The sequence below is a fragment of the Capillimicrobium parvum genome (genome assembly GCF_021172045.1).
Classification (GTDB): Bacteria; Actinomycetota; Thermoleophilia; order Solirubrobacterales; family Solirubrobacteraceae; genus Capillimicrobium; species Capillimicrobium parvum.
In genome coordinates this window covers 5,054,156-5,073,555 of record NZ_CP087164.1, presented here as the reverse complement: position 1 = coordinate 5,073,555, position 19,400 = coordinate 5,054,156, and the positions used below count along the sequence as shown (strand labels likewise).

General features: G+C 71.5%; 18 protein-coding genes. 12 read left to right on the top strand and 6 right to left on the bottom strand.

Annotated elements, in window-relative coordinates; genetic code table 11:
- The first annotated feature begins 67 nt into the window (after positions 1-67).
- Both DSM104329_RS24755 and DSM104329_RS24750 read left to right on the top strand, forming a co-directional pair.
- Entirely contained in the window at positions 68-313 is a 246-nt protein-coding gene (locus tag DSM104329_RS24755; RefSeq protein WP_259312531.1) for a hypothetical protein, read from the top strand.
- A 976-nt stretch (positions 314-1,289) separates the two neighbouring features.
- Positions 1,290-1,430 (top strand): hypothetical protein, encoded by a 141-nt coding sequence (locus tag DSM104329_RS24750; protein ID WP_259312530.1) that lies wholly within the window; start codon positions 1,290-1,292, stop codon positions 1,428-1,430.
- A 97-nt stretch (positions 1,431-1,527) separates the two neighbouring features.
- On the opposite strand, the gene DSM104329_RS24745 is transcribed toward DSM104329_RS24750, so the two are convergent.
- On the bottom strand, positions 1,528-1,779 hold the full coding sequence (locus DSM104329_RS24745; RefSeq protein WP_259312529.1) for a hypothetical protein: 252 nt from the start codon (positions 1,777-1,779) through the stop codon (positions 1,528-1,530).
- A 772-nt stretch (positions 1,780-2,551) separates the two neighbouring features.
- Here DSM104329_RS24745 and DSM104329_RS24740 point away from each other — a divergent pair.
- From DSM104329_RS24740 to DSM104329_RS24725, 4 genes are all read left to right on the top strand, one after another.
- A complete protein-coding gene (locus DSM104329_RS24740; protein ID WP_259312528.1) occupies positions 2,552-3,424 on the top strand; it encodes an NHL repeat-containing protein in 873 nt (290 codons plus the stop codon).
- Positions 3,424-4,089, top strand: coding sequence for a hypothetical protein (locus DSM104329_RS24735; protein ID WP_259312527.1), 666 nt, complete (start codon positions 3,424-3,426; stop codon positions 4,087-4,089). Before DSM104329_RS24740 ends, DSM104329_RS24735 begins: the two co-directional genes overlap by 1 nt.
- Before the next feature lie 217 nt (positions 4,090-4,306).
- Positions 4,307-5,662: a glutamine synthetase family protein gene (locus DSM104329_RS24730; protein WP_259312526.1), complete on the top strand. Its 1,356-nt coding sequence runs from the start codon at positions 4,307-4,309 to the stop codon at positions 5,660-5,662.
- Positions 5,662-6,690 (top strand): amidohydrolase family protein, encoded by a 1,029-nt coding sequence (locus DSM104329_RS24725; RefSeq protein ID WP_259312525.1) that lies wholly within the window; start codon positions 5,662-5,664, stop codon positions 6,688-6,690. Before DSM104329_RS24730 ends, DSM104329_RS24725 begins: the two co-directional genes overlap by 1 nt.
- An 8-nt stretch (positions 6,691-6,698) precedes the next feature.
- Here DSM104329_RS24725 and DSM104329_RS24720 read toward each other — a convergent pair whose 3' ends face one another.
- Positions 6,699-7,766: a DUF5925 domain-containing protein gene (locus DSM104329_RS24720; protein WP_259312524.1), complete on the bottom strand. Its 1,068-nt coding sequence runs from the start codon at positions 7,764-7,766 to the stop codon at positions 6,699-6,701.
- Between the two features lie 74 nt (positions 7,767-7,840).
- Between DSM104329_RS24720 and DSM104329_RS24715 the strand changes: the two genes are divergently transcribed.
- Both DSM104329_RS24715 and DSM104329_RS24710 read left to right on the top strand, forming a co-directional pair.
- Entirely contained in the window at positions 7,841-8,545 is a 705-nt protein-coding gene (locus DSM104329_RS24715; protein WP_259312523.1) for an RNA polymerase sigma factor, read from the top strand.
- Positions 8,529-9,191 carry a hypothetical protein gene (locus tag DSM104329_RS24710; RefSeq protein ID WP_259312522.1) on the top strand — a complete coding sequence of 221 codons (663 nt, stop codon included), beginning with the start codon at positions 8,529-8,531 and terminating at the stop codon, positions 9,189-9,191. The genes DSM104329_RS24715 and DSM104329_RS24710 overlap by 17 nt, the downstream gene beginning before the upstream one ends.
- Here the strand turns inward: DSM104329_RS24710 and DSM104329_RS24705 are convergent.
- Positions 9,183-9,974, bottom strand: a complete 792-nt coding sequence (locus tag DSM104329_RS24705; protein WP_259312521.1) for an ImmA/IrrE family metallo-endopeptidase — start codon at positions 9,972-9,974, stop codon at positions 9,183-9,185. The genes DSM104329_RS24710 and DSM104329_RS24705 overlap by 9 nt on opposite strands.
- A 93-nt stretch (positions 9,975-10,067) precedes the next feature.
- Here DSM104329_RS24705 and DSM104329_RS24700 point away from each other — a divergent pair, with 93 nt between their 5' ends.
- Both DSM104329_RS24700 and DSM104329_RS24695 read left to right on the top strand, forming a co-directional pair.
- Complete coding sequence (locus tag DSM104329_RS24700; protein WP_259312520.1) at positions 10,068-11,063, top strand: ARPP-1 family domain-containing protein; 996 nt, start codon at positions 10,068-10,070, stop codon at positions 11,061-11,063.
- A 50-nt stretch (positions 11,064-11,113) separates the two neighbouring features.
- On the top strand, positions 11,114-11,914 hold the full coding sequence (locus DSM104329_RS24695; protein WP_259312519.1) for a hypothetical protein: 801 nt from the start codon (positions 11,114-11,116) through the stop codon (positions 11,912-11,914).
- Positions 11,915-11,946: 32 nt separating this feature from the next.
- On the opposite strand, the gene DSM104329_RS24690 is transcribed toward DSM104329_RS24695, so the two are convergent.
- Positions 11,947-12,102 (bottom strand): hypothetical protein, encoded by a 156-nt coding sequence (locus DSM104329_RS24690; RefSeq protein ID WP_259312518.1) that lies wholly within the window; start codon positions 12,100-12,102, stop codon positions 11,947-11,949.
- A 164-nt stretch (positions 12,103-12,266) separates the two neighbouring features.
- On the opposite strand from DSM104329_RS24690, the gene DSM104329_RS24685 reads away from it, so the two are divergent.
- Positions 12,267-13,919: an alpha-amylase family protein gene (locus tag DSM104329_RS24685; protein ID WP_259312517.1), complete on the top strand. Its 1,653-nt coding sequence runs from the start codon at positions 12,267-12,269 to the stop codon at positions 13,917-13,919.
- Here the strand turns inward: DSM104329_RS24685 and DSM104329_RS24680 are convergent.
- Positions 13,871-14,902 (bottom strand): FkbM family methyltransferase, encoded by a 1,032-nt coding sequence (locus DSM104329_RS24680; RefSeq protein WP_259312516.1) that lies wholly within the window; start codon positions 14,900-14,902, stop codon positions 13,871-13,873. The two genes, DSM104329_RS24685 and DSM104329_RS24680, sit on opposite strands and share 49 nt — an antisense overlap.
- A 41-nt stretch (positions 14,903-14,943) precedes the next feature.
- On the opposite strand from DSM104329_RS24680, the gene DSM104329_RS24675 reads away from it, so the two are divergent.
- Positions 14,944-16,011, top strand: coding sequence for an ADP-ribosylglycohydrolase family protein (locus DSM104329_RS24675; protein WP_259312515.1), 1,068 nt, complete (start codon positions 14,944-14,946; stop codon positions 16,009-16,011).
- On the opposite strand, the gene DSM104329_RS24670 is transcribed toward DSM104329_RS24675, so the two are convergent.
- Positions 15,971-19,360 (bottom strand): TM0106 family RecB-like putative nuclease, encoded by a 3,390-nt coding sequence (locus DSM104329_RS24670; RefSeq protein ID WP_259312514.1) that lies wholly within the window; start codon positions 19,358-19,360, stop codon positions 15,971-15,973. The two genes, DSM104329_RS24675 and DSM104329_RS24670, sit on opposite strands and share 41 nt — an antisense overlap.
- Positions 19,361-19,400 lie beyond the last annotated feature (40 nt).

Genomic DNA, 19,400 nt, shown 5'->3' with positions numbered 1-19,400 from the left:
GCGCGGCGGGACTGGCCTGGGCGATGGCGTTTGGTGGCCTCGCGCACTGCGTCGCGCAGTCGCAGGCATGGCCGTCGTCGTCGTGAGTGTCGCTCCCGACGACCGTCCCGGTCCGCAGCTGCGCGAGATTCTCGACGAGCTGCGGGCGGCGGGCCAGGATCGCAACCTCTCAGCGGCGGTGCGGCGGTTGGAAGGCGAGTTGCTGGGGGTAGCGAGCGGGGTTGCCGAGTCGGCTCGTCAGATGCGCAGCGGTACGCGCGCCGTGAAGTGCTCCGTCGATCCGGCGGTTCGACCGTGTACGCGTCGCCGGTGATTGGCGCTGACCCGGATCCGCCAACATTTCCGCCAACATCACCTGTCGCAATACCGTCCGTTCGTGGCATTCGGCATTTGTCGAGAATCCGCGTATTTGGCTTTCTCATGCGGATTCTGGGCGACGCGTCCGATCAGGCGGCGGCCTGAAAGTGACACAATACATCTCTCGTAATGTAGGGTCCCGGGTTCGAGTCCGGGTGTCGGCTCTTCGATTTCATCGCCCGAGTCTCGGTCGAGCACGGAATCCTTGAACTTGCCGCCCACCCCGAAGGTCCGAGGGAGTCAAAGGGGGCGTGGGGGAAGCTCAACGCGTTCGATCATTGCTCGATCACCGTCGCCGATCCTGTCGGCGATCGGGCGGAGGAAGTTCCACCGTGGGTGGTGCGTTGGTCATCTCCGGCAACACGACGAAGGCGTGCGGATCAGTCTCCATGGGCACGGATGTGTGACCGGAAGCCTCATCAGCGACGACAGCAGGCCGGCATCGAGATCAGTGCACCCCAGAACATGGCCAGGGGCAACGACATCGGCCTGAACGCGGCCGGTACGGCGGCGGTGCTGGGGCATGGGCGGAGTACGTCCGCCGATCCGTAGTTGCCCCGAGCGGAACGGGTGCTCTTCCTCGGAGGCGCACCGGCGCGAGCACCGTAGGTTCGTATCGGCGCGACCAGGACGCGCATTCGATCAGCAGGAGCGGAGTCGATGACGAGGAGGTCGGAGACGATCCCCCATGTCTTTCCGTCCGCTCTGTTGAGAAGATCCGGCCAGCTGATGTGGCCCACGCCGCTCTCGACCACAGCTGAAAGATCGCGCTCGACAACGCCGATGGTGTGGTGACCGTGACTCGCCATGTGCACACAGTTCCGTCTCCGGATCCCGCGCGCCGTGCCCGCCAGGAGTTGCTGCGTCATCGTGCCCAAGGCCGCCCGTTCGAGGTGGCGTGGACCGCCGCGTTGCGTGCCGCGGTGCGGGGGATGCCGCCAACCCCGGCCGGGGAATGGCGCTGCGCGCTGCTGGACACCGAGTGGGCGTGGCGCGACGCCTACACCGGGCAGGGCTGCCCCGTGGCGTTGTTCGTGCCGGTCACCGAGCCTTGGGAGCGGGCGGCAGCATGACCAGCCCGCGCGGCCCGCGTCCGAACTCCTGCATCACCTTCGTCTGACCGGGCCGGGGCCGTGCGCGGACCCGACGCGCGTCCGTGCCGGCGGGTGATCAGATCGCGAACGGCTTGATCCGCAGGGGAACGAGCCGGCCGGCGCGGAATGCGTTCCTTCCGTTCTGCACCAGGACGGCCCTCAGATAGCTCGGGTCGTCGTGAGGATCGACGTTGCGGCTGACCGCGGCATCCAATCGCGCCGAGATCTCTTGCGCCAGGTCGGCATCGGGCAGCCCGTCGAGCCGGGCGAGGTCCGCGCCCAGGTACGCGGCATGCAGTTCATCCTGAACCATCGTGTAGATCGCCATGTTGGGCTCCTGTCGCTTCCGTGTCATCTCTTCTTCGGCACAAACGGAAGCGTTCATTACCCCGCGATGATGCTCCTGCAACCGGTGCTTCGGGGATGTCGTTTCTCGTCGGCGTGGCGGCGGCTGAGCAGCATCTGCACGGAGTGGTCGAGAAGCCGTGGCGGAGGTCATAGGGCCGGCCGTTCGCGGGTAGGGACTCGGGAGCATCCCCATCGAAGCTCCACGAAGGAGAACTCCCATGCCTTTCGCGATTGCCACCGGCGGGATCATCGGCATCCTGGTGGTCATCCTGCTGATCGTCCTGATCGTCTACTTCCTCCGACGCGCCTAGGACCTGCGCCGCACCGACACGGCGAGCAAGTCGGCCGGCGGGCAGAGAGCCGCCCATTCAGATAAGCAGCAGCGAGCGCGGCGCGCGCCATCTTGCGGTGGTGCGTGCTCGCGTTCGGCGGCCGTGCGCGCCACCCATCAGCCCGCTGGCGAGCGACGTCGCCCAGACATGCGCGACCTCGCCCGGCTGATCGGGAACCCGTCCCCGGTGCCCGCATGGACGAGCGGCCGGGAGGTTGCCTCACGGGAGGACTTCGCCTGGTGACTCGCAATACAGGTCCCAGAAGAGGTTTGCGCCCGCAACACAATCCGGTTCTTCACGGCGCTCGTCGCTCTGGTGGCACTGACCGCATCGCCGGGGGCTGCGCCGGCGTCGGCGTCCGTCACCTACGTGACCCAATGGGGCGGCGGCGGCTCGGGCGAGGGCCAGTTCGGTGGACCGGTGGACCTGGCGGCGACACGGTCAGGCACGGTGTTCGTCAGCGACACCTTCAACAACCAGTCGCCGCACATCCAGGCGTTCACCTCGACCGGTGGCTTCCTGCTCAGATGGGGCGCCCCGGGGATCGGTGACGGGCAGTTCCTTTCCCCGGGTGCGATCGCGGTCGGGCCGTCCGGAACGGTGTACGTCGGGGACTACGTGCGCAACCGGATCCAGAAGTTCGGCCCGGACGGAACCTTTCGGGGTCAGTGGGGAGCGCCCGGTTCCGGCGCGGGCCAGTTCGCCGCGCCGTGGGGGATCGCGACCGACGATCGGGGCCGGGTCTACGTGGTCGACTACGGCAACAACCGGATCCAGAAGTTCGGCCCGGAGGGCGACTTCCTCGGTCAGTGGGGATCGTTCGGCTCTCGCAACGGCCAGTTCCTCGCGCCGTCCTTCATCGCGACCGACTCGAACGGTCACGTCTACGTGGCCGACAGCGGCAACAGCCGCATCCAGAAGTTCGATTCAAGCGGAAGGTATCTCGACCAGTGGGACAGTCCCGGCGCGGGCGCCGGGGCTCCGGACTACCCGCTGGGCGTCGCGACCGACCCGAAGGGCAACGTCTATGTGGTCGGGACCAACAGCATCCAGAAGTACAACGCCCGTGGCAGGCTGCTGACGAGATGGGGCGAGTTCGGCAAGGGCAAGGGCCAGTTCCGCAACCCGCAGGGGATCGCGACCGACTCGTCGGGCAACGTCTACGTGGGTGACAGCGGCAACGACCGCATCCAGAAGTTCCACGACGCCGGCGCGCCCTACCCCGATCCGGATACGGCCCCGCTCAAGGTGCTGAGTCCCGCGTCGACCTTTCCCCGGAAGGGGCGCGGCTGATGAAGAAGCTCCTGCTCGGAGCGCTGCTCGGTGGCGCTCTCGGAGCTCTCACGCTCGCTCCGGGCGTCCTCGCTCGCCCTTCCTCCACTCCGGCGCCTCCCCGGATCCCCAGCAACTTCTCCGCCACAGGCCGCTATCTGGTGCCCGACCTCGGGATCAACGTTCCGTTCAGGTACGAGGGGAGCAATGGCAACAGCAAGATGGTCGCCGGAGGCCGGAATTATCCCATCTGGTTCATGAACCTCATCTACGGGAAACGGGGCGAGCCCAAACGGCTTTACACCGTCACCTACCGGTGGCCGGGCGTGGTGGAGGCCGTGCCGTGCGGCGCCATCCCGGGCAACTTCAGCCGCCGGACGGTCAACGCCTGGCTCGCGCGATCGAGCTTCGTCGGCCGGGAGATCCTGGAGGGCGAACCGCGACGGTACGTGAACCACTGGCGGGTCACCGGGACCCTGCCGGCGCTGCCTCCGGGGAACTTCATCCGCCTGCCGATCGCACTCGGCGACATCTACGTGGACCGCAAGAACCCCGCCACGATCTGGCAGGTGCTGCACTTCGGCGTCCAGAACCTCTACGACCCGGATCTCGACGAGTGGTTCCAACTGAACAGGTTCAGCCACCGGCCCGCAAAGGTCACCCTGCCCCGCGGCTGCGAGAGCTAGTGCCTTCTCGGACTGCTTGACCGGACCTCGCCCTGAAGCGCAAGGCCGAGCAGGCAAGCACTTCGCCACGCCGCGAGCGCGCGGCGATCCGGCCGGCCTCCGATGCCGGCACGCGCGCCGTCCCAGGGGCAGGACTCCCGCTTCGAGTCTGGATCCTTCGCCGGCCGCGATCGGGTACGTTCGTCCGCGCTCGAAGCGCTTTGAGAGGAGAGCCGCTGTGATTCCCGACGCCGCGAAGGTCGTCCGGCTGGCCGGCGAAGCCGGGCTGCGCCTGGTGCGCTTCCTCTACTGCGGCAACGACGGCACGGTGCGCGGCAAGGCGTCGTCGCTGAACGGCCTCGAAGGGCGGATGGCCTCCGGGATCGGCGTGACGGTCGGCATGCAGGCGATGAACTCACTCGACCAGCTCCAGCCCGTGGCCGGGATGGGGCCGGTGGGCGAGCTGCGCCTCGTCCCCGACCCCGCCACCTTCCGCGTCCTGCCGTACGCGCCCAACGCGGGCGCGATGCTCACCGATCACGTGGGCCTCGACGGGGCGCCGGCGCCGGTCTGCGCGCGCTCGTTCCTCAAGCGCCAGGTCGCGCGGCTCGCCGAGCGCGGGGCGGTGCTGCACGCGGGGTTCGAGAACGAGTTCACGCTCGCCGTCGAGCGGGACGGCGCGCTGCGGCCGGTCGACGAGAGCCTCTGCTTCTCGACGATCGGAATGGCCGCCTCACAGGACTACGTCGACGCGCTGGCCCACGCGCTCGAGCGCCAGCAGATACGGCTCGAGCAGTACTACGCCGAGCTCGGGCATGGCCAGCAGGAGATCTCGACCGCCCCGGCCCCGGCGCTGCCCGCCGCCGACGAACAGCTGCTCGTCCGCGAGACGCTTCGCGGCGTCGCGACCCAGATGGGCTACGTGGCGTCGCTCTCGCCGAAGCCCTGGCCCGACGCGGCGGGCAACGGCGGCCACATCCACTTCTCGCTGTGGAGCACCGACGGCGCCCGCAACCTGTTCCACGACGCGGCGCAGCCCGACCGGCTCTCCCAAGATGCGCGCCGGTTCATCGCCGGCGTGCTCGCCCATCTGCCCGGGCTCTGCGGCCTGGCGGCGCCGAGCTTCGCGTCCTACAAGCGGATCGTGCCGCACTTCTGGGCCGGTGCGTTCGCCTGCTGGGGACTGGACAACCGGGAGGCCCCGGTGCGCGTGCCGTCGGTGTTCGGAGGCCAGGAGGAGGCCTCGACCAATGTGGAGCTCAAGGCGGCGGACGCGACGTGCAACCCGTACCTCGCGCTCGGCGGCCTGATCGCCGCCGGCCTCGACGGGCTCGAGCGCCGCCTCGATCCCCCCGAGCCGGTCGCGGTCGATCCGGCCACCCTCGACGAGGCGCAGCGGCGGGCCCAGGGCATCGATCCCCTGCCGGCGACCCAGGAGCAGGCGCTGGACGCCCTCGCCGGCGACCCCGTCCTCGCCGGCGCGCTCGGGCCGGTAATCATCGACTCCTACCTGGCGGTGCGCCGCTCCGAGTGGCATGCGTACTCAGAGCGGGACGACGACTTCTGGCAGCGCGGCCACTTCGTGAAGTACTGATGGACCTCACGTCGATCCCGCTCGTCGACCACCACGCGCACGGCATCCTGCTCTCGGAGCCGACGCTCGACGAGTTCCGCGGGCTGTTCAGCGAGAGCAACGACCCGAGACAATGGCCGCACATCGCCACCGGCATCACGTACCGGCGGGCGATCCGTGCCCTGGCCGCGTTCTTCGAGCTCGAGCCGAGCGAGCACGCGGTGCACCGCCACCGGCTCGAGAGCGACCCGGCCGGCTACGCCGCGGAGCTGCTGCGCGCCACGGACACCGAGGTGCTGCTCATCGACGACGGCTTCCCGCCCCCCGGGACGGGCACCGGCTGCGCGGAGCTCGGTGCGCTCGCCGGGTGTACGGCGCGCCCGGTGCTCCGCATCGAGCGCGTGGCCGAGGATGGCGGGCTCGACGCGGTGCGCGCCGCCGTCGGGTCCGCTCGCGCGGACGGCTTCGCCGGCCTGAAGACCATCGCCGCCTACCGCGGCGGCCTCGACCTGACCGCAGCCGCCGGGACGGAGGATGACGACAACCGCGTCACCGGGCGCGCCATGGCCGCCGTCGTCGTCGCGGCGCTGGAGGCCAACGAGGCCACCGGCGATCCGCTCCCCGTACAGGTCCACACGGGGTTCGGCGACGGCGACCTCTACCTGCCTAGAGCCGACCCGGGCCACCTCAAGCCCCTGATCGAGCGCTTCGCCGCCACGCCGTTCGTCCTCCTGCACTGCTACCCGTTCGTGCGCGAGGCCGGATGGCTGGCGCACGTGTACGCCAACGTCTTCTTCGACCTGTCGCTCACGATCCCGCACGTGGCGCGCCCGGCGCAGGCGCTGCGCGAGGCGCTCGAACTGGGCCCCGTGTCCAAGCTGCTCTACGCCTCGGACGCCGCACGCACGCCGGAGCTGTACTACCTCGCCGCGACGTGGTGGCGGGATGCCCTGGCCGAGGTCCTGCCCGAGCTGCTGAACGCACAGGAGGCCGAGGAGGCGGCGCTGATGATCCTGCGCGAGAACGCCCGGCGCCTCTACCGGCTGTGACGTGGGACTCACCCGGGCGCGAAGCCGACCGGCGCCGTGTCGTCCAGCAACCGCCCACGCGCGAGCGCGTAGAGCTCGGCCAGCGTCATCGCGCGACCGGCTCGGGCGTCGACCCCCCGCGCCTGCAGCCACGCGTCCGCAGCCGAGGCATCAAGCCGCGCGAACTCGACCTCCGCCCAGCACCGCCCCGGCCGCACGACCGCCGGATGCAGCCGCCGCAGCGGCTCGTTCGTCGTGACCAGCACCACGGCGCGCAGGCCCTCGCCGAGCAGGCCGTCGCTGACGTTCAGCAGCCGTGACAGCGCTTGGCCGGCAACCGCGCGGGCGTCCGCCGCGAGCAGCTCGCCGGCGTCCTCGAGGATGATCAGCTGACCACGACCGTGCCGCGAGGAGCGCAGGAGCGTGCCCAGCAGGTAGCCCGCGTCCGGGCCGAGGAACGTCTCGGGGTCGGCGATGAAGTGGGCGTCGCACCAGCGCCGCCACTCCCGGATCAACGCGCGCAGCGCATGCGACTTCCCGGTCCCCGGCTCGCCGTGCCAGAGGACGAGCCCGCCGGGACCGGGCTCCGTCGCCGCCATCAGCTCGGTCAGCCCAGAGCCGGTCGAGGCCGCGTAGTTGCCGGCGATCTCCGACCACGCCGGCGCGCGAAGCCGGCGGCGCGCGCGCGGAGGCACCGCGCCGTGCGCCCAGAAGCCGACCAGCACCTCGTCCTGGTCGGCGCTGGGCTCCTGGCGGAGGTTCGCCACGAGATCCGCGGTGACCCGATCGACGTCCCCGCGATCCGCGCCCGCCACCGTCAACTCGCCGTTGCCGCGCGACACGGACACGAGGACGAGCATCCGCGGCTCGATGCGCAGCAGCACGGCGAGCGCGCCGGTCAGGTGCTCGGCGACCTCGACGTCGCCGAGCGCGAGCAGCTCGGCCAGCGTCACGTCCCCGCACGGGAACGACCCGCGGCGCACGTGGCGCAGGCCCTCGCCCAGCGCGCGCTCGGTGAAAGCGGTCGAGGACCAGGTTCCGTCGGAGAGGTCGAGACAGGGAGCGACCGGGACGATGGGGACGGCGGGAGAGGGCATCGAATCCAGGTCGTCACGGACCGCCGCCGCCTGACGTGTCAGATTGCGTCCGGCCATTGCGACATGACCATCAGATGCCGAATCGACCAGCCGAACACGACCGCGACGCGACGTCGGTCGGACGCCTGCGGGAGGAGGAGCTGTTCCGGCTCTTCTGCCACCACCGCGAGCGCGGCGACGCCGGGCGTGCCGCCCAGATGTGGCAGCGCGTGGCGCTGCGCAACTTCGACCGTGTCAGGGCCGTCGTCCAGACGTTCAGGTTCAACGACGGCAGCCGGATCCCCGCCCACGACGTCGACGACGCCGTCCAGGAGGCATACCTGCGGGTCGTCGCGATGGGCGAGAACTTCGACGGCGCGGCGCTCGGGCAGTTCCGCGTCGCGTTCAAGACGTGCGTCTTCAACTCGTGCAAGGACTTCGGGCGCCGCGAGTGGCGCCACGCGAAGCGCGCCTCCGGCAGCCTCGACGACCATTACGAGGACTCCGAGTCGAGCCCGTACGACAGCGCGATCGCGAAGCACTCGATCGCGCTCGAGGAGCTCATGGCCGAGGTCGAGGCCGACGAGGAGCGGCTCCAGGAGATGAGCGACCTCGCCGCCTGGGGCATCACGCAGGTCAGGAACGACAAGTACCGCGAAGTCCTCTGGCTGACCATCGTCGACCCGACGCCGAGCGACGAGGTCGCCGCTCGGCTGGACATCACCCTCGACAACGTGTATCAGCGGCGCCGCCGCGGCATGAAGCAACTGGAGGCGATCCTCCGTGACCACCATGCGTGAGCGCGTCCTCAGCGAGTTCATCGACGCCTGGAACGACGGCCGGCGACCGGACGTCAACGCGTACCTCGAGCGCGTCGAACCGGCGGAACGCGACGCGCTCGCCGACGACCTCGCCACCTTCCTGACCTGGGCGCCGGAGCCGGACTACGACGCCGCCGCGCTCGCCGCGCTCGAGGCCGAGCCGATCGTCGCCGAGGCGATGGCGGCCGGCGGGGACGAGGCGGGGCTCTGGCCGTCGCTCATTCCGCGCCTGCGCAAGCGGGCGAAGCTGAGCGTGGCGGACCTCGCCGGGCGGCTCACCGACACCTTCGCGCTGCCGCCCGCAGCGAGACCGAAGACCGCCGCCTACGTCACGCAGATGGAACGGGGCGAGCTCGACCCGAACCGCGTGTCCCGCCGGCTGCTCACGGCGCTCGGGAGTGTCCTCGGGATCGACGGACGCGAGCTCGAGGCGGCCGGGGGGATGAGCGGCTGGACAGTGCCGGCAGCGCCCGCCGCCGCAGCTGCCGCGCCGATGTTCCGCGCCGAGGATCAGGCCGCCGGCGAGGTCCGAGCCGACCTCGAGGTGCTCGCCGACGCCCTCGCCGCGCCCGGTGAGCGGTGGGACGAGGTCGACGAGCTGTTCCGTGGCGGCCGCTCAGCCTGACGGCGCGGCGGCCGTCGCGGTGAGCCCGAGGTTGCCGAGCATCCGGGCCACCTCGCTGTTGCGGCGGCCCGTTCGGGCGGCGAGCGCATCCAGATCGATCTCGCCGGTGAGGTAGAGACCCAACGCGCTGCCGCGCAGCGGCTCCGGCACGCGCGGTCGCCGCCGGCCGGCGCGGCTGAGCCCGTCGTCGAGCGGCTCGAGATCGAGCCGGCGTCGCAGCTCCAGATGCTGGTCGCCCGCGATCTCCGCGTCGAGGCGCGCGATGCGCTCCGGATCGTCGAGCACGCCGCACGTCTCGAGCTTGATGCGGACCATCTGCGCGCTCAGGCCGAAGGCGACCGCGATCCGCACGACGCTGTCGAGGCCGACGGGGAGCGACCGGCGACCGTCGAACAGCCGCTTCACGGCGGCCCGCGGCAGGAGGAACTCGGCGGCGAACGCGTTCGCCTCGATCTCGCGCGGGTCGCGGCCGGAGCCGAAGATCGTCGCGACCTCGTCGACCGTCGCCCCATGGCCGATCCAGTGGTGGCCGAGCTCGTGGGCGAGCGTGAACCGCTGGCGCACGAGCGCCTCGGTGCCGTTGACGAACGCGAGCGGACAGTCGGGCCTCGGCAGATACGCGCCGGCCACGCCGTCCGCGAGGTCCAGCACGACGACGTGGACGCCCGCGCGGTCCTCCACGACGCCGAGCAGATCGGGCAGCGGCTCGTCGAGCGGGATGCCGAGCGTCTCGCGCGCGCCCCGCGCCCGTTTGGCCCCCCGGTTGGTGTGGATGCTCGCCACGGTCCGAGTATCGGCCGCCGCTGAGGGGTCCTCAACCGCTGTCAGTTCGCGCCCGGACGCCGCGACTCCTCGGGGACGAAAGGAGCCGCCCCAGTGACCACCGCATCAGTCGTACCGCCCACCCTCGCCGACCACCTTGGCGCGCCCCTGCGCGTCGGTGCGCCCGACGTCGCCGGCGCGCTTGCCGTCTTCCCGATCTACGGCCCGGCGCCGCGGCTCGAGTACCGCTCGTTCGCGCGGGGCTGCGCGCTGGGGGTGACCATCAAGGAGCTCGGCGGCGGGGCGTCGGTCAACGACCTGATCGTCGTCAACCCGACCGACAAGCCGGTGCTGCTCTATGAGGGCGAGGAGGTCCTCGGCGCCCAGCAGAACCGCACGTTCGACGTGTCCGTGCTCGTCGGAGCGATGGCGAGCGCGTCGGTTCCGGTGAGCTGCGTCGAGCAGGGCCGGTGGGACGGCTCGCGCCACGCCGAGGCGTTCCGGCCGGCGCCGCAGGCGGCGTATCCGTCGCTGCGCCGGATGAAGAACGAGCAGGCCGGCGCGCAGCGGGCCGCGGGGGGCGAGGCGCGGGCGCAGCAGGGCGCGGTGTGGTCGGAGGTCGCCGCGAAGTCCGCGCGGCTCTCGGTCGACTCGCCCACGCAGGCGATGCACGACGTCTTCGAGCGCCGGCGCGGCGACCTGCGGGCGTACGAGAAGGCGATTCCCCTCCACGACGGCCAGACCGGCGCGATCGTGGCGATCGCCGGCGCGGTCGCGGTGCTCGACTTCGTCAGCCGGCCGGACGCGTTCGCGAGCCTGCACGGGCCGCTCGTCCACGGCTACGCGCTCGACGCGCTCGAGGCCGAGACCGATGCGCCGCCACCGCCGCCCGTCGACCCGACGCCGTTCCTGAGCCGGGTCCTCGGCGCGCCGCTCACGCACCGAGACGGGATCGGGCTCGGGTCCGAGCTGCGGTTCCGGACCAGGGGCGTCGGCGGGGCGGGGCTGGTGGCGCTCGACGAGCTCGTCCAGTTCACCGCCTTCCCGGCGCAGCCGAACGCCGCCCGCGCCGCGATCACGCGTCCGTCGCGGCGGCCGCGGACGGCGTGAAGGTGCGCGACCCGGGCCGCCGCTGGCCACTGACCAAGGAGGAATCGTCCATGTCCCGTCTGTCCCTGCTGCTCGTGCCTGCTCTCGCCGCGATCGTGCTCGCCGGATGCGGCGACTCGGCGTCTGGCGGCGACACGGCGGCCGAGACGGCCACCGCGAAGACCCGCGAGGCCGAGGCGCCGTCCAAGCCGCCGGTGCAGCTCGACGTCCGCTCGCCCGACGACGGGGCGGAAGTGCGGCGCGACCGCATCACGCTGAAGGGCAAGACCGAGTCGGGGGCCGACGTGCTCGTCGAGGACACGCCCGCCGACGTCGCCGCCGACGGCTCGTGGTCACAGAGCCGCAGGCTGCACCTCGGCAGCCAGGACTTCCAGATCGCCGCGACCATGCGCGGCCGCACCGCCACGTACGAGCGCGTCACGGTCGTCCGCCGGCGCAACGCCGCCGAGCTCGCGGCGCTGCGGCAGCGTCGCGAGGAGGCGCGCCAGCGCCGGATCGCCGCCGCCCAGCAGGCGGAGGCGGACTTCAAGGCGAGCGCGACCACCGTCCCATACAACCAGCTCGAGAAGAACGCCGACGGCTACCGCGGAACGAAGGTCGTCTACCGGGGGCAGATCTTCCAGATCCAGGAGTCCTCGTACGGCGGCGGCTTCATGCTGCTCTCCGTCTCCGATCAGGGCTACGGCTTCTGGGACGACAACATCTGGGTCAACTACGAGGGGCACATCTCGGGAGCCGAGGAGGACGTCATCACCGTCTATGGCGTCATCACCGGAAGCAAGTCCTACGAGACGCAGATCGGCGGGGAGACGTACGTGCCGCGGATGCGGGCGCGGTACGTCGACGAGTGACCGACCTGGGTGCGTCGCGCATCAGACCGGGGCTAGGGCGACTCGCCCGACGAGTCGCCCACCGGCGTGCTCGAGGCCGGGACGGTCCATGCGCCCGTGAGCGGGCCCTCCGTGGCGGCAGGTGCGGACGCCGCGGCGACCGCGCTGGCGCCGACTCCGGCCGCGGCGACCAAGACCCACATGACCATCCGACGATGATCAAGCATCCGGCCGACTCCCGTCGGCGGCGAGCTGTCCGTGCTGCGGAGCAACGCCACGCAGGCGACGGGACTTGCGTCACGGAGACGGCGCATCGCCCCTCACCGCTCGGTGGAGGCGCGAGCCGGGTACCACGGAACGTGTGCGCGGCAAGGTGACCAGCGACCTGTGGTGGAAGAACGCCGTCGTCTACTGCCTCGACGTCGAGACGTTCCTCGACTCCGACGGCGACGGCTGCGGCGACCTCGTCGGGCTGACGAACCGCATCGACTACCTGGCCGGCCTCGGGATCAGCTGCCTGTGGCTCATGCCGTTCTATCCGAGCAAGCAGCGCGACGACGGCTACGACATCACCGACTTCTACGGGATCGACGGGCGGCTCGGGACGCCGGGCGACTTCGCCGAGCTGATCCGGACGGCCAACGACCGCGGCATCCGGGTCGTCGCCGACCTCGTGATGAACCACTCGTCGAAGGACCACCCGTGGTTCCAGCAGGGCCGCGACCGCGGCTCGCCCTTCCACGACTTCTACGTCTGGGCGGACGAGAAGCCGCCGGAGAAGCCGGGCGACGTCGTCTTCCCGGACCGGGAGAACTCGAACTGGGCGTGGGATCCGAAGGCGCGGCAGTGGTACCTGCACCGCTTCTACTCCCACCAGCCCGACCTCAACGTCGCCAACCCGCAGGTCCGCGACGAGATCGCCCAGGTCGTCGGCTACTGGCTGGCGCAGGGTCTCGCCGGGTTCCGGGTCGACGCGGTGCCGTTCATGCTCGAGCCGATGGGCATGCCGAAGGGCGCGCTGCATGACCCGCACGAGCTCATGCGCGACCTGCGCCGCTACATGGGCCGCCGGCGCGGCGACGCGATCCTCATGGGCGAGGTCAACCTCGCGCCCGACCAACAGCGCGCGTTCTTCGGCGACGAGGACGGCGACGAACTGCACATGGTCCTCAGCTTCACGATCAACCAGGCGATGTACCTCGCTCTCGCGCGCGGCGACGCAACGCCGCTGCGCGCCGCACTCGAGGCGCTGCCCGAGATCCCGGCCGACTCCCAGTGGGCGAACTTCGTCCGCAACCACGATGAGCTGACGCTCGACAAGCTGACCGACGACGAACGCGCCGAGGTGTTCGACGCGTTCGGGCCGGACCCGGACGTGCAGCTCTACGGGCGCGGGCTGCGCAAGCGGCTGCCGACGATGGTCGGCGGCGACGAACGCCGCATCCGCATGATGTACAGCCTCGCCTTCGCGCTGCCCGGCACGCCGGTGCTGTTCTACGGCGAGGAGATCGGGATGGCGGAGAACCTCGACATCCCGGGCCGCTACTCCGTGCGCGCGCCGATGCAGTGGTCGGCCGAACGGCACGGCGGGTTCTCGACGGTGGACGACGCCGCGCGGCTCTGCCGGCCGGTCGTCGACGCCGACGGCTGGACGCCCGAGCGCGTCAACGTCGCGGCGCAACGGCGTGAGCACGACTCGCTGCTGACCTGGATGGAGCGGCTGATCCGCCGGCGGCGCGAGTGCCCCGAGCTCGGCTGGGGCCGGTGCACGCCGCTCGACTCGGGCCACCCCGCGGTGTTCGCGCATCGCGCCGACTGGGAGGACGGCACCGTCGTCGCGCTGCACTCCTTCGCCGACCAGCGGGTCGAAGCACGAGTCGAGCTCGAGCGCGGGATCGAGGAGATGGTGGACCTCCTCGGGCACGAGCACGTCGTGCCCGGGGACGGAGCGGTCACCGTGCCGCTCGATCCGTTCGGCTACCGCTGGTTTCGCGTCCGCCGCGACGGCCAGCGCGTGGCGCCCTGAGCCAGGCGGTCGACGAGGCGCCCCGCGACGCGCCGCGGATAGGCAGTCGGCCGCATCGCGCGCGCGAGCTCGTACTCGGGATCGCCGAAGAGCGACTCGCGCGCCCGCACGATCGGCATCGGGATCTCCAGATCGGCGTCCTCGGCACGCGTGCACGCGACGATCAGCCCGTCGCCGCTGCAGGACTCGAGGACCGAGTGGTCCGCGAGGATGTGCGCGCCGTGCTCGCACAGCGTGGCGAGGCACCGCTGATGCGTCAGCGGGTCGCCGCTCACCGTGTGGTGGTGGGTGGAGACGATGAGGAAGCGGATGCGTCCGCCGCGCACGAGCTCGGCCGCGCCGCGGAGCATCTCGGTCTCGGCGCCCTGGACGTCGCTGAGCAGCACATCGACGTTCGTCAGGCCGTGGTCGCGCATGAGGCCGTCGAGCGTGACGACCGGCGTCTGGTGATGCGCACCGTCGCTCTCGGCACGCATCCGCATCGTTGCGCCATGGGGCGATCCGACGGCCGCGTGCACGAACGTGGCATCCCGGTCGTTGAGCGCGAAGTTGCGCCGCCCCACCTCGAGATGCGGCGCATCCGGCTCGACGCAGATGCAGCGCGTCGACGGCATCAGGGCGCTCAGCCACAGCGAGTAGTAGGACCAGTAGCTGCCGAGCTCGATCATGACCGGCGCGTCGCTCGTCTGCGCGACGCGGCGGGCGACCGCATCGAACGCCAGCTCCTCCTGCGGCTCGTGATGGCCGTGCAGGCGGCGAATGATCTCCGTCATCCAGGCGCCGTAGTAGCCGTCGGCGACCACGCGGACGCCGTTGTGCATGGTCTGCACGCGCTGTCCGCCGTCGACGACGACGTCGCCGGCGCCTTCGACCTTCGGCAGGGCGTCGGTCGCCCGCACCGCCGTGGTCAACTCGATGCGGCGCAGTTCGTCGGCGCTGAACGCGGGCGCGGGCGGGTTCGTGTTCGTGTCCGTGACCGACATCGGCGACACCCTACGGAGCCGGTGTCACCGATGATTGAGCGATGACCGTGTCGCGCGAGGACGGGATCCGCGGCTGTCTGTTGGGGGGCGCCGTCGGCGACGCGCTCGGCGCCGCGGTCGAGTTCGACTCGATCGACGGGATCCGGGCGCGCTTCGGTTCCGCCGGGATCCGCGACTTCGCCGAGGCGTACGGACGGCTCGGGGCGATCACCGACGACACCCAGATGACGCTCTTCACCGCGGAGGGCCTCATCCGCGCGTACGTCCGCCAGGCGGCGAAGGGAATCTGCCATCCGCCGTCGGTCGTCGACCACGCCTACGCGCGCTGGCTGCGGACCCAAGGGGAGACATCGCAACGTTGGAGCGGGGAGCCGGACGGGTGGCTCGTGGGCGTGGACGCGCTCCACGCGCGGCGGGCGCCCGGCACCACCTGCCTGACCGCGATGCACGGACCGGCGATGGGCACGATCGACACACTGCTCAACGACCGCAAGGGCTGCGGCGGGGTCATGCGCGCGGCGCCGGCCGGACTGGTCGGCGGCTGGGCGGACGCGTTCGACCTCGGCTGCGAGACCGCAGCGCTCACCCACGGTCATCCGAGCGGCTACCTCGCCGCCGGTGCGCTCGCGGCGCTCGTGGCCAGGCTGCTCGACGGACATGATCTCGACAAGGCGCTGGACGAGCTCGCGGAGCGGCTCGCCGCGCGCCCCGGTCACGACGAGACGCGCGACGCACTGCGCGCCGCGCGGGATCTCGCGGCGGCCGCGACGACGCCCGGCCCGGAGGCCGTGGCCACGCTCGGTGGCGGCTGGGTGGCGGAGGAGGCGCTGGCGATCGCGGTCTACTCCGCGCTCGTCGCGCCCGACCTGGCCGCCGGCGTCCGCCTCGCGGTCAACCACTCGGGCGACAGCGACAGCACGGGCGCGATCACGGGCAACCTGCTCGGCGCGATGCTCGGCCTCCAGGCGGTACCGCCCCACTGGCTCGCGGCGCTCGAGCTGCGCGCCGAGATCGAGCAGCTCGCGGACGACTGGATCGCGTGCTTCGCCAGCGACCAGCGGTTCGACGTCACGGCGCCGGAGTGGTGGCGGCGTTACCCGGGCTGGTGATCGGCGTCGCCTCCGCGGCGAACCGGCAGAGCATGTTCACCAGCCGCATGTCGTCCACCGTCGAGCAGCGCGAGCTGAGCAGCCGCGGCGAGCAGACGACGACCGCCAGCGCCTGCGCGCGCGAGACCGCGACGTTCAGCCGGTTGCGGCTGAGGAGGAAGCTCATGCCGCGGGTGACGTCGTCGCCGCTCGAGGACGCCATCGAGAAGAAGACGACGGGCGCCTCCTGGCCCTGGAACTTGTCGACGGTCCCGACCCGGGCGTCGTCAGGGAGGTGCGCCTTGAGGCAGCGGACCTGCGCGTTGTAGGGCGCGACGACGAGGATGTCGGCGAGCGTCAGCTCGTGCACCTCGCCGTCCCGATCCACGTACGTGCCGCCGACGAGGCGATCGACCTCGGCGGCGATGCGTGTCGCCTCCTCCTGCGAGCGGCCGCGGTTGTCGGCGTGCTCGACGCCGATGAAGCGCAGGCCGCTGCCGCACAGGCCCGGCGAGGAGATCCGCTGCCGCTCGCAGCCCTCACGCGCGGCCAGCCGGTCGTCGTACATCGTCCGCGACACGAAGTCGCACACGGCCGGGTGCATCCGCCACGACGTCTCCAGGAACACGCCTCGGTCCGGCGGGATCGTGTCGTCGTCTCCCAGCAGATGCTCGAGCACGGACACCCCCGAGCCGACCGGGTGCACGCCCTGGCTGACGTGCGCGAGCTGCTGTGGATCGCCGAGCAGGACGACGCTGTCGGCGGCCTGCGCGACCGCGATGGCGTCCGCGAGCGAGACCTGGCCGGCCTCGTCGACGATGAGCACGTCGACCGGTGCGGCGTCATCGCTCGCCCAGTACCACGCGGTCCCGGCGTGCAGCAGGACCGGGCCGTCGCCGTCGTCGTCGGGCAGGTCCTTCTCGCACGCGATCCGGGCGCTCTCGTAGTTGTTGTCGTCCTCGCCCGTCCGCTTTCGCCAGCCGCGGAAGGCCGCGCCGGTCTCGTCGGCGGCCTGGTCGATGGCGGCCAGCAGGTTGTTGATCGCCTTGTGGGCGGTGGCCATGACGCCGACCCGCCGGCCGTCGGCCATCAGCGAGAGCGCGATCCGCGCTCCCGTCCACGTCTTGCCGGTGCCTGGCGGACCCTGGATGACGAGCGCACTGCGATCGAGCCCGCGCACCTGCGCGCATACGCGGGCGAGGTCGAACGCCGCCTCGGACAGCGGGGGCGAGCCGCTGCGCAGGCGTGGGGGACGCCGCAGCAGCAGGTCCAGGCCCGCCTCGGCCCGCTCCAGCCCGCCTCCGCCGATGCGCTCGGCGAACGCGAACACGGCGTCGACCTGGGCGCGCGCCTGGTACGGGCCGCCGGGAGCCAGCGCGCGCGGTGGATCCTCGCCCGATCTCTGGCCGCGCGTCACGACGACGGTCCCGGCGCGCTCGTCGATCTCGACCAGCTGCGCCCCGCGCTCGGTCAGCGGCTCGTCCACGTTGCCCGGCCCGAGCTTGTACTCCTGCGGGGGGAAGCTCAGCGTCCACCGCCATGACCGGTTCACCGGCTCGACGGCGAGGACCGCGAGGTCCCCGATCGCCTCCCGATCCTCGTCGCGCAGCTCGTCCAGGCTGCGCTTGCGACGATCGAAGAACGTCCACCACGCCTGCTTCTCCTCCTGGCGGTGATAGCTCGTCAGGTGGAACGCCAGGCGCCGCGCGCGCTGCTGCGGATCGTCCTCGGACTCGTCGTCGGGCAGGCCGGCGAGCAGCCTCGGCCGCAGCGCGTCGGTGCGGGCCTGGACCTCCGCCGCGCGCGGGCTCAGCGGCTTGGGCTCCTCCGGCGCCAGCGCCGCGAGCTCGACGCCGAACCGCGCCTGCGCCTCGGGCCGCCGCGCGAGCAGCCACTCGTTCAGCGCGCGCGTGCTGTGGCAGTCGTCGCGGTTGTAGGCGGCGATCTCGTCGAGGTGATCGCGCGAGCCGTCGTCCTGGAAGTCCTGCCACCGCCTCATCGAGCCGAGTCCGTCGCGCAGATCCGCGGCGCGCTCGAACCCGATGACCGCCTCGAGCGACTTCAGGCTGTAGCTCTCGATGCCGGCCCGCACCGCCTGCCGCGTGATGCCGTAGAGGTCGACGAAGACGTTGCGGCGCAGGAGCTCGTCGACCTCGTGCTCGCGGGTCGCGTGCCGGACCATCATCGCCTTCAGCGCAACGGGCTCGTAGCTGTTGTAGTGGAAGACGTGGAGGTCCGGGTGGCGCTCGAGCCGCTCGGTGATCCAGTCGACCCACATCTCGAACGCGCGCTTCTCCTCGGCTCGTGACAGCGCCCAGATGGGCCGGTAGCGCCACTCGCCGTCGTCTGAGCACACGGTGCCGAACAGGTACTCGAGCCCCTCGTCGCCCCAGTACCGGTCGCCCTCGAAGTCGAAGTACACGTCGCCCGGCGACGGCTCGGGAAGCCGGTGCAGGCCGCGACCGTGCTCGGGTTCGAGCAGCTCGTAGAGGGGGCGGTCGAGCCTGCGGCTGCGTACCTGCAGGTCCGCCTGGGCCCGCAGCGTCGAGAGCGTCGTCTGAGGAAGCCGCTCGATCACGGTGCCGCGATCGAGCGCCGCGAGCGCCGACGCGCTGCTCACGCCGGCCCGCTCCAGCTTCAGGCCCTGTTCGCGCCAGAGGCCCGCGACGAGCGAGATGTGGTCGTCGCCGCGCCGGCGCTCCTCGCAGACGTGCCACCAGTGACAGTACTCGCAGTCGCGCACCGGATACGGATAGGCGGGGAGGGCGCCGCCGGACAGCTCGTCGTAGCGCGCGGCGAACCGCTCGGCGATGACCTGGCCGTATGCCTCGAAGTCGCCGGGCCGCAGCGCGCGGCGCTCGTCGTCACGCAGGATGAGGTGCATCTGCGCCGGCCGCCGACCCTGCAGGCGCTCGAGCGCGTCGCAGTAGAACAGCAGCTGGAAGACGTGGCGCGGAGCGGCATGACGACCGAACTTCGCGTCGTGCACCTCGTAGGACCAGCCGCCGAGGTCGGAGGGCTCCTCGACGCGGATGAGGAAGTCGGGATAGCCGACCCAGCCGTCGCCGGTGAAGCACCCCTGGTAGATGACCCGGCGCCCCGCCCGCATCGCCTCGATGGTGCGTTCGGCGCGCTCGACGGCGGTCGCCCGATCGTCCTCGAGCGAGACGACGTCGCACCTCTCCTCGCGCAGTCCGTCGAGGACGTACTGCTCATGGCGCCGGCCCCGCTCGAGCAGCAGGTCCATCCGCGGCGGGCGGCGCTCGGCATCCAGCTCGCCGCGTCCCTCGAGGATGTCGAGGTAGGTGCGGTGCTCGCAACCGAGGAAGCGGTTGAGCGCGCTGGGTGACAGACGTGGCGGATCGGCCATCAGGGACAGTGTCGGCACGACGGGGTCGTTTCCTGACACG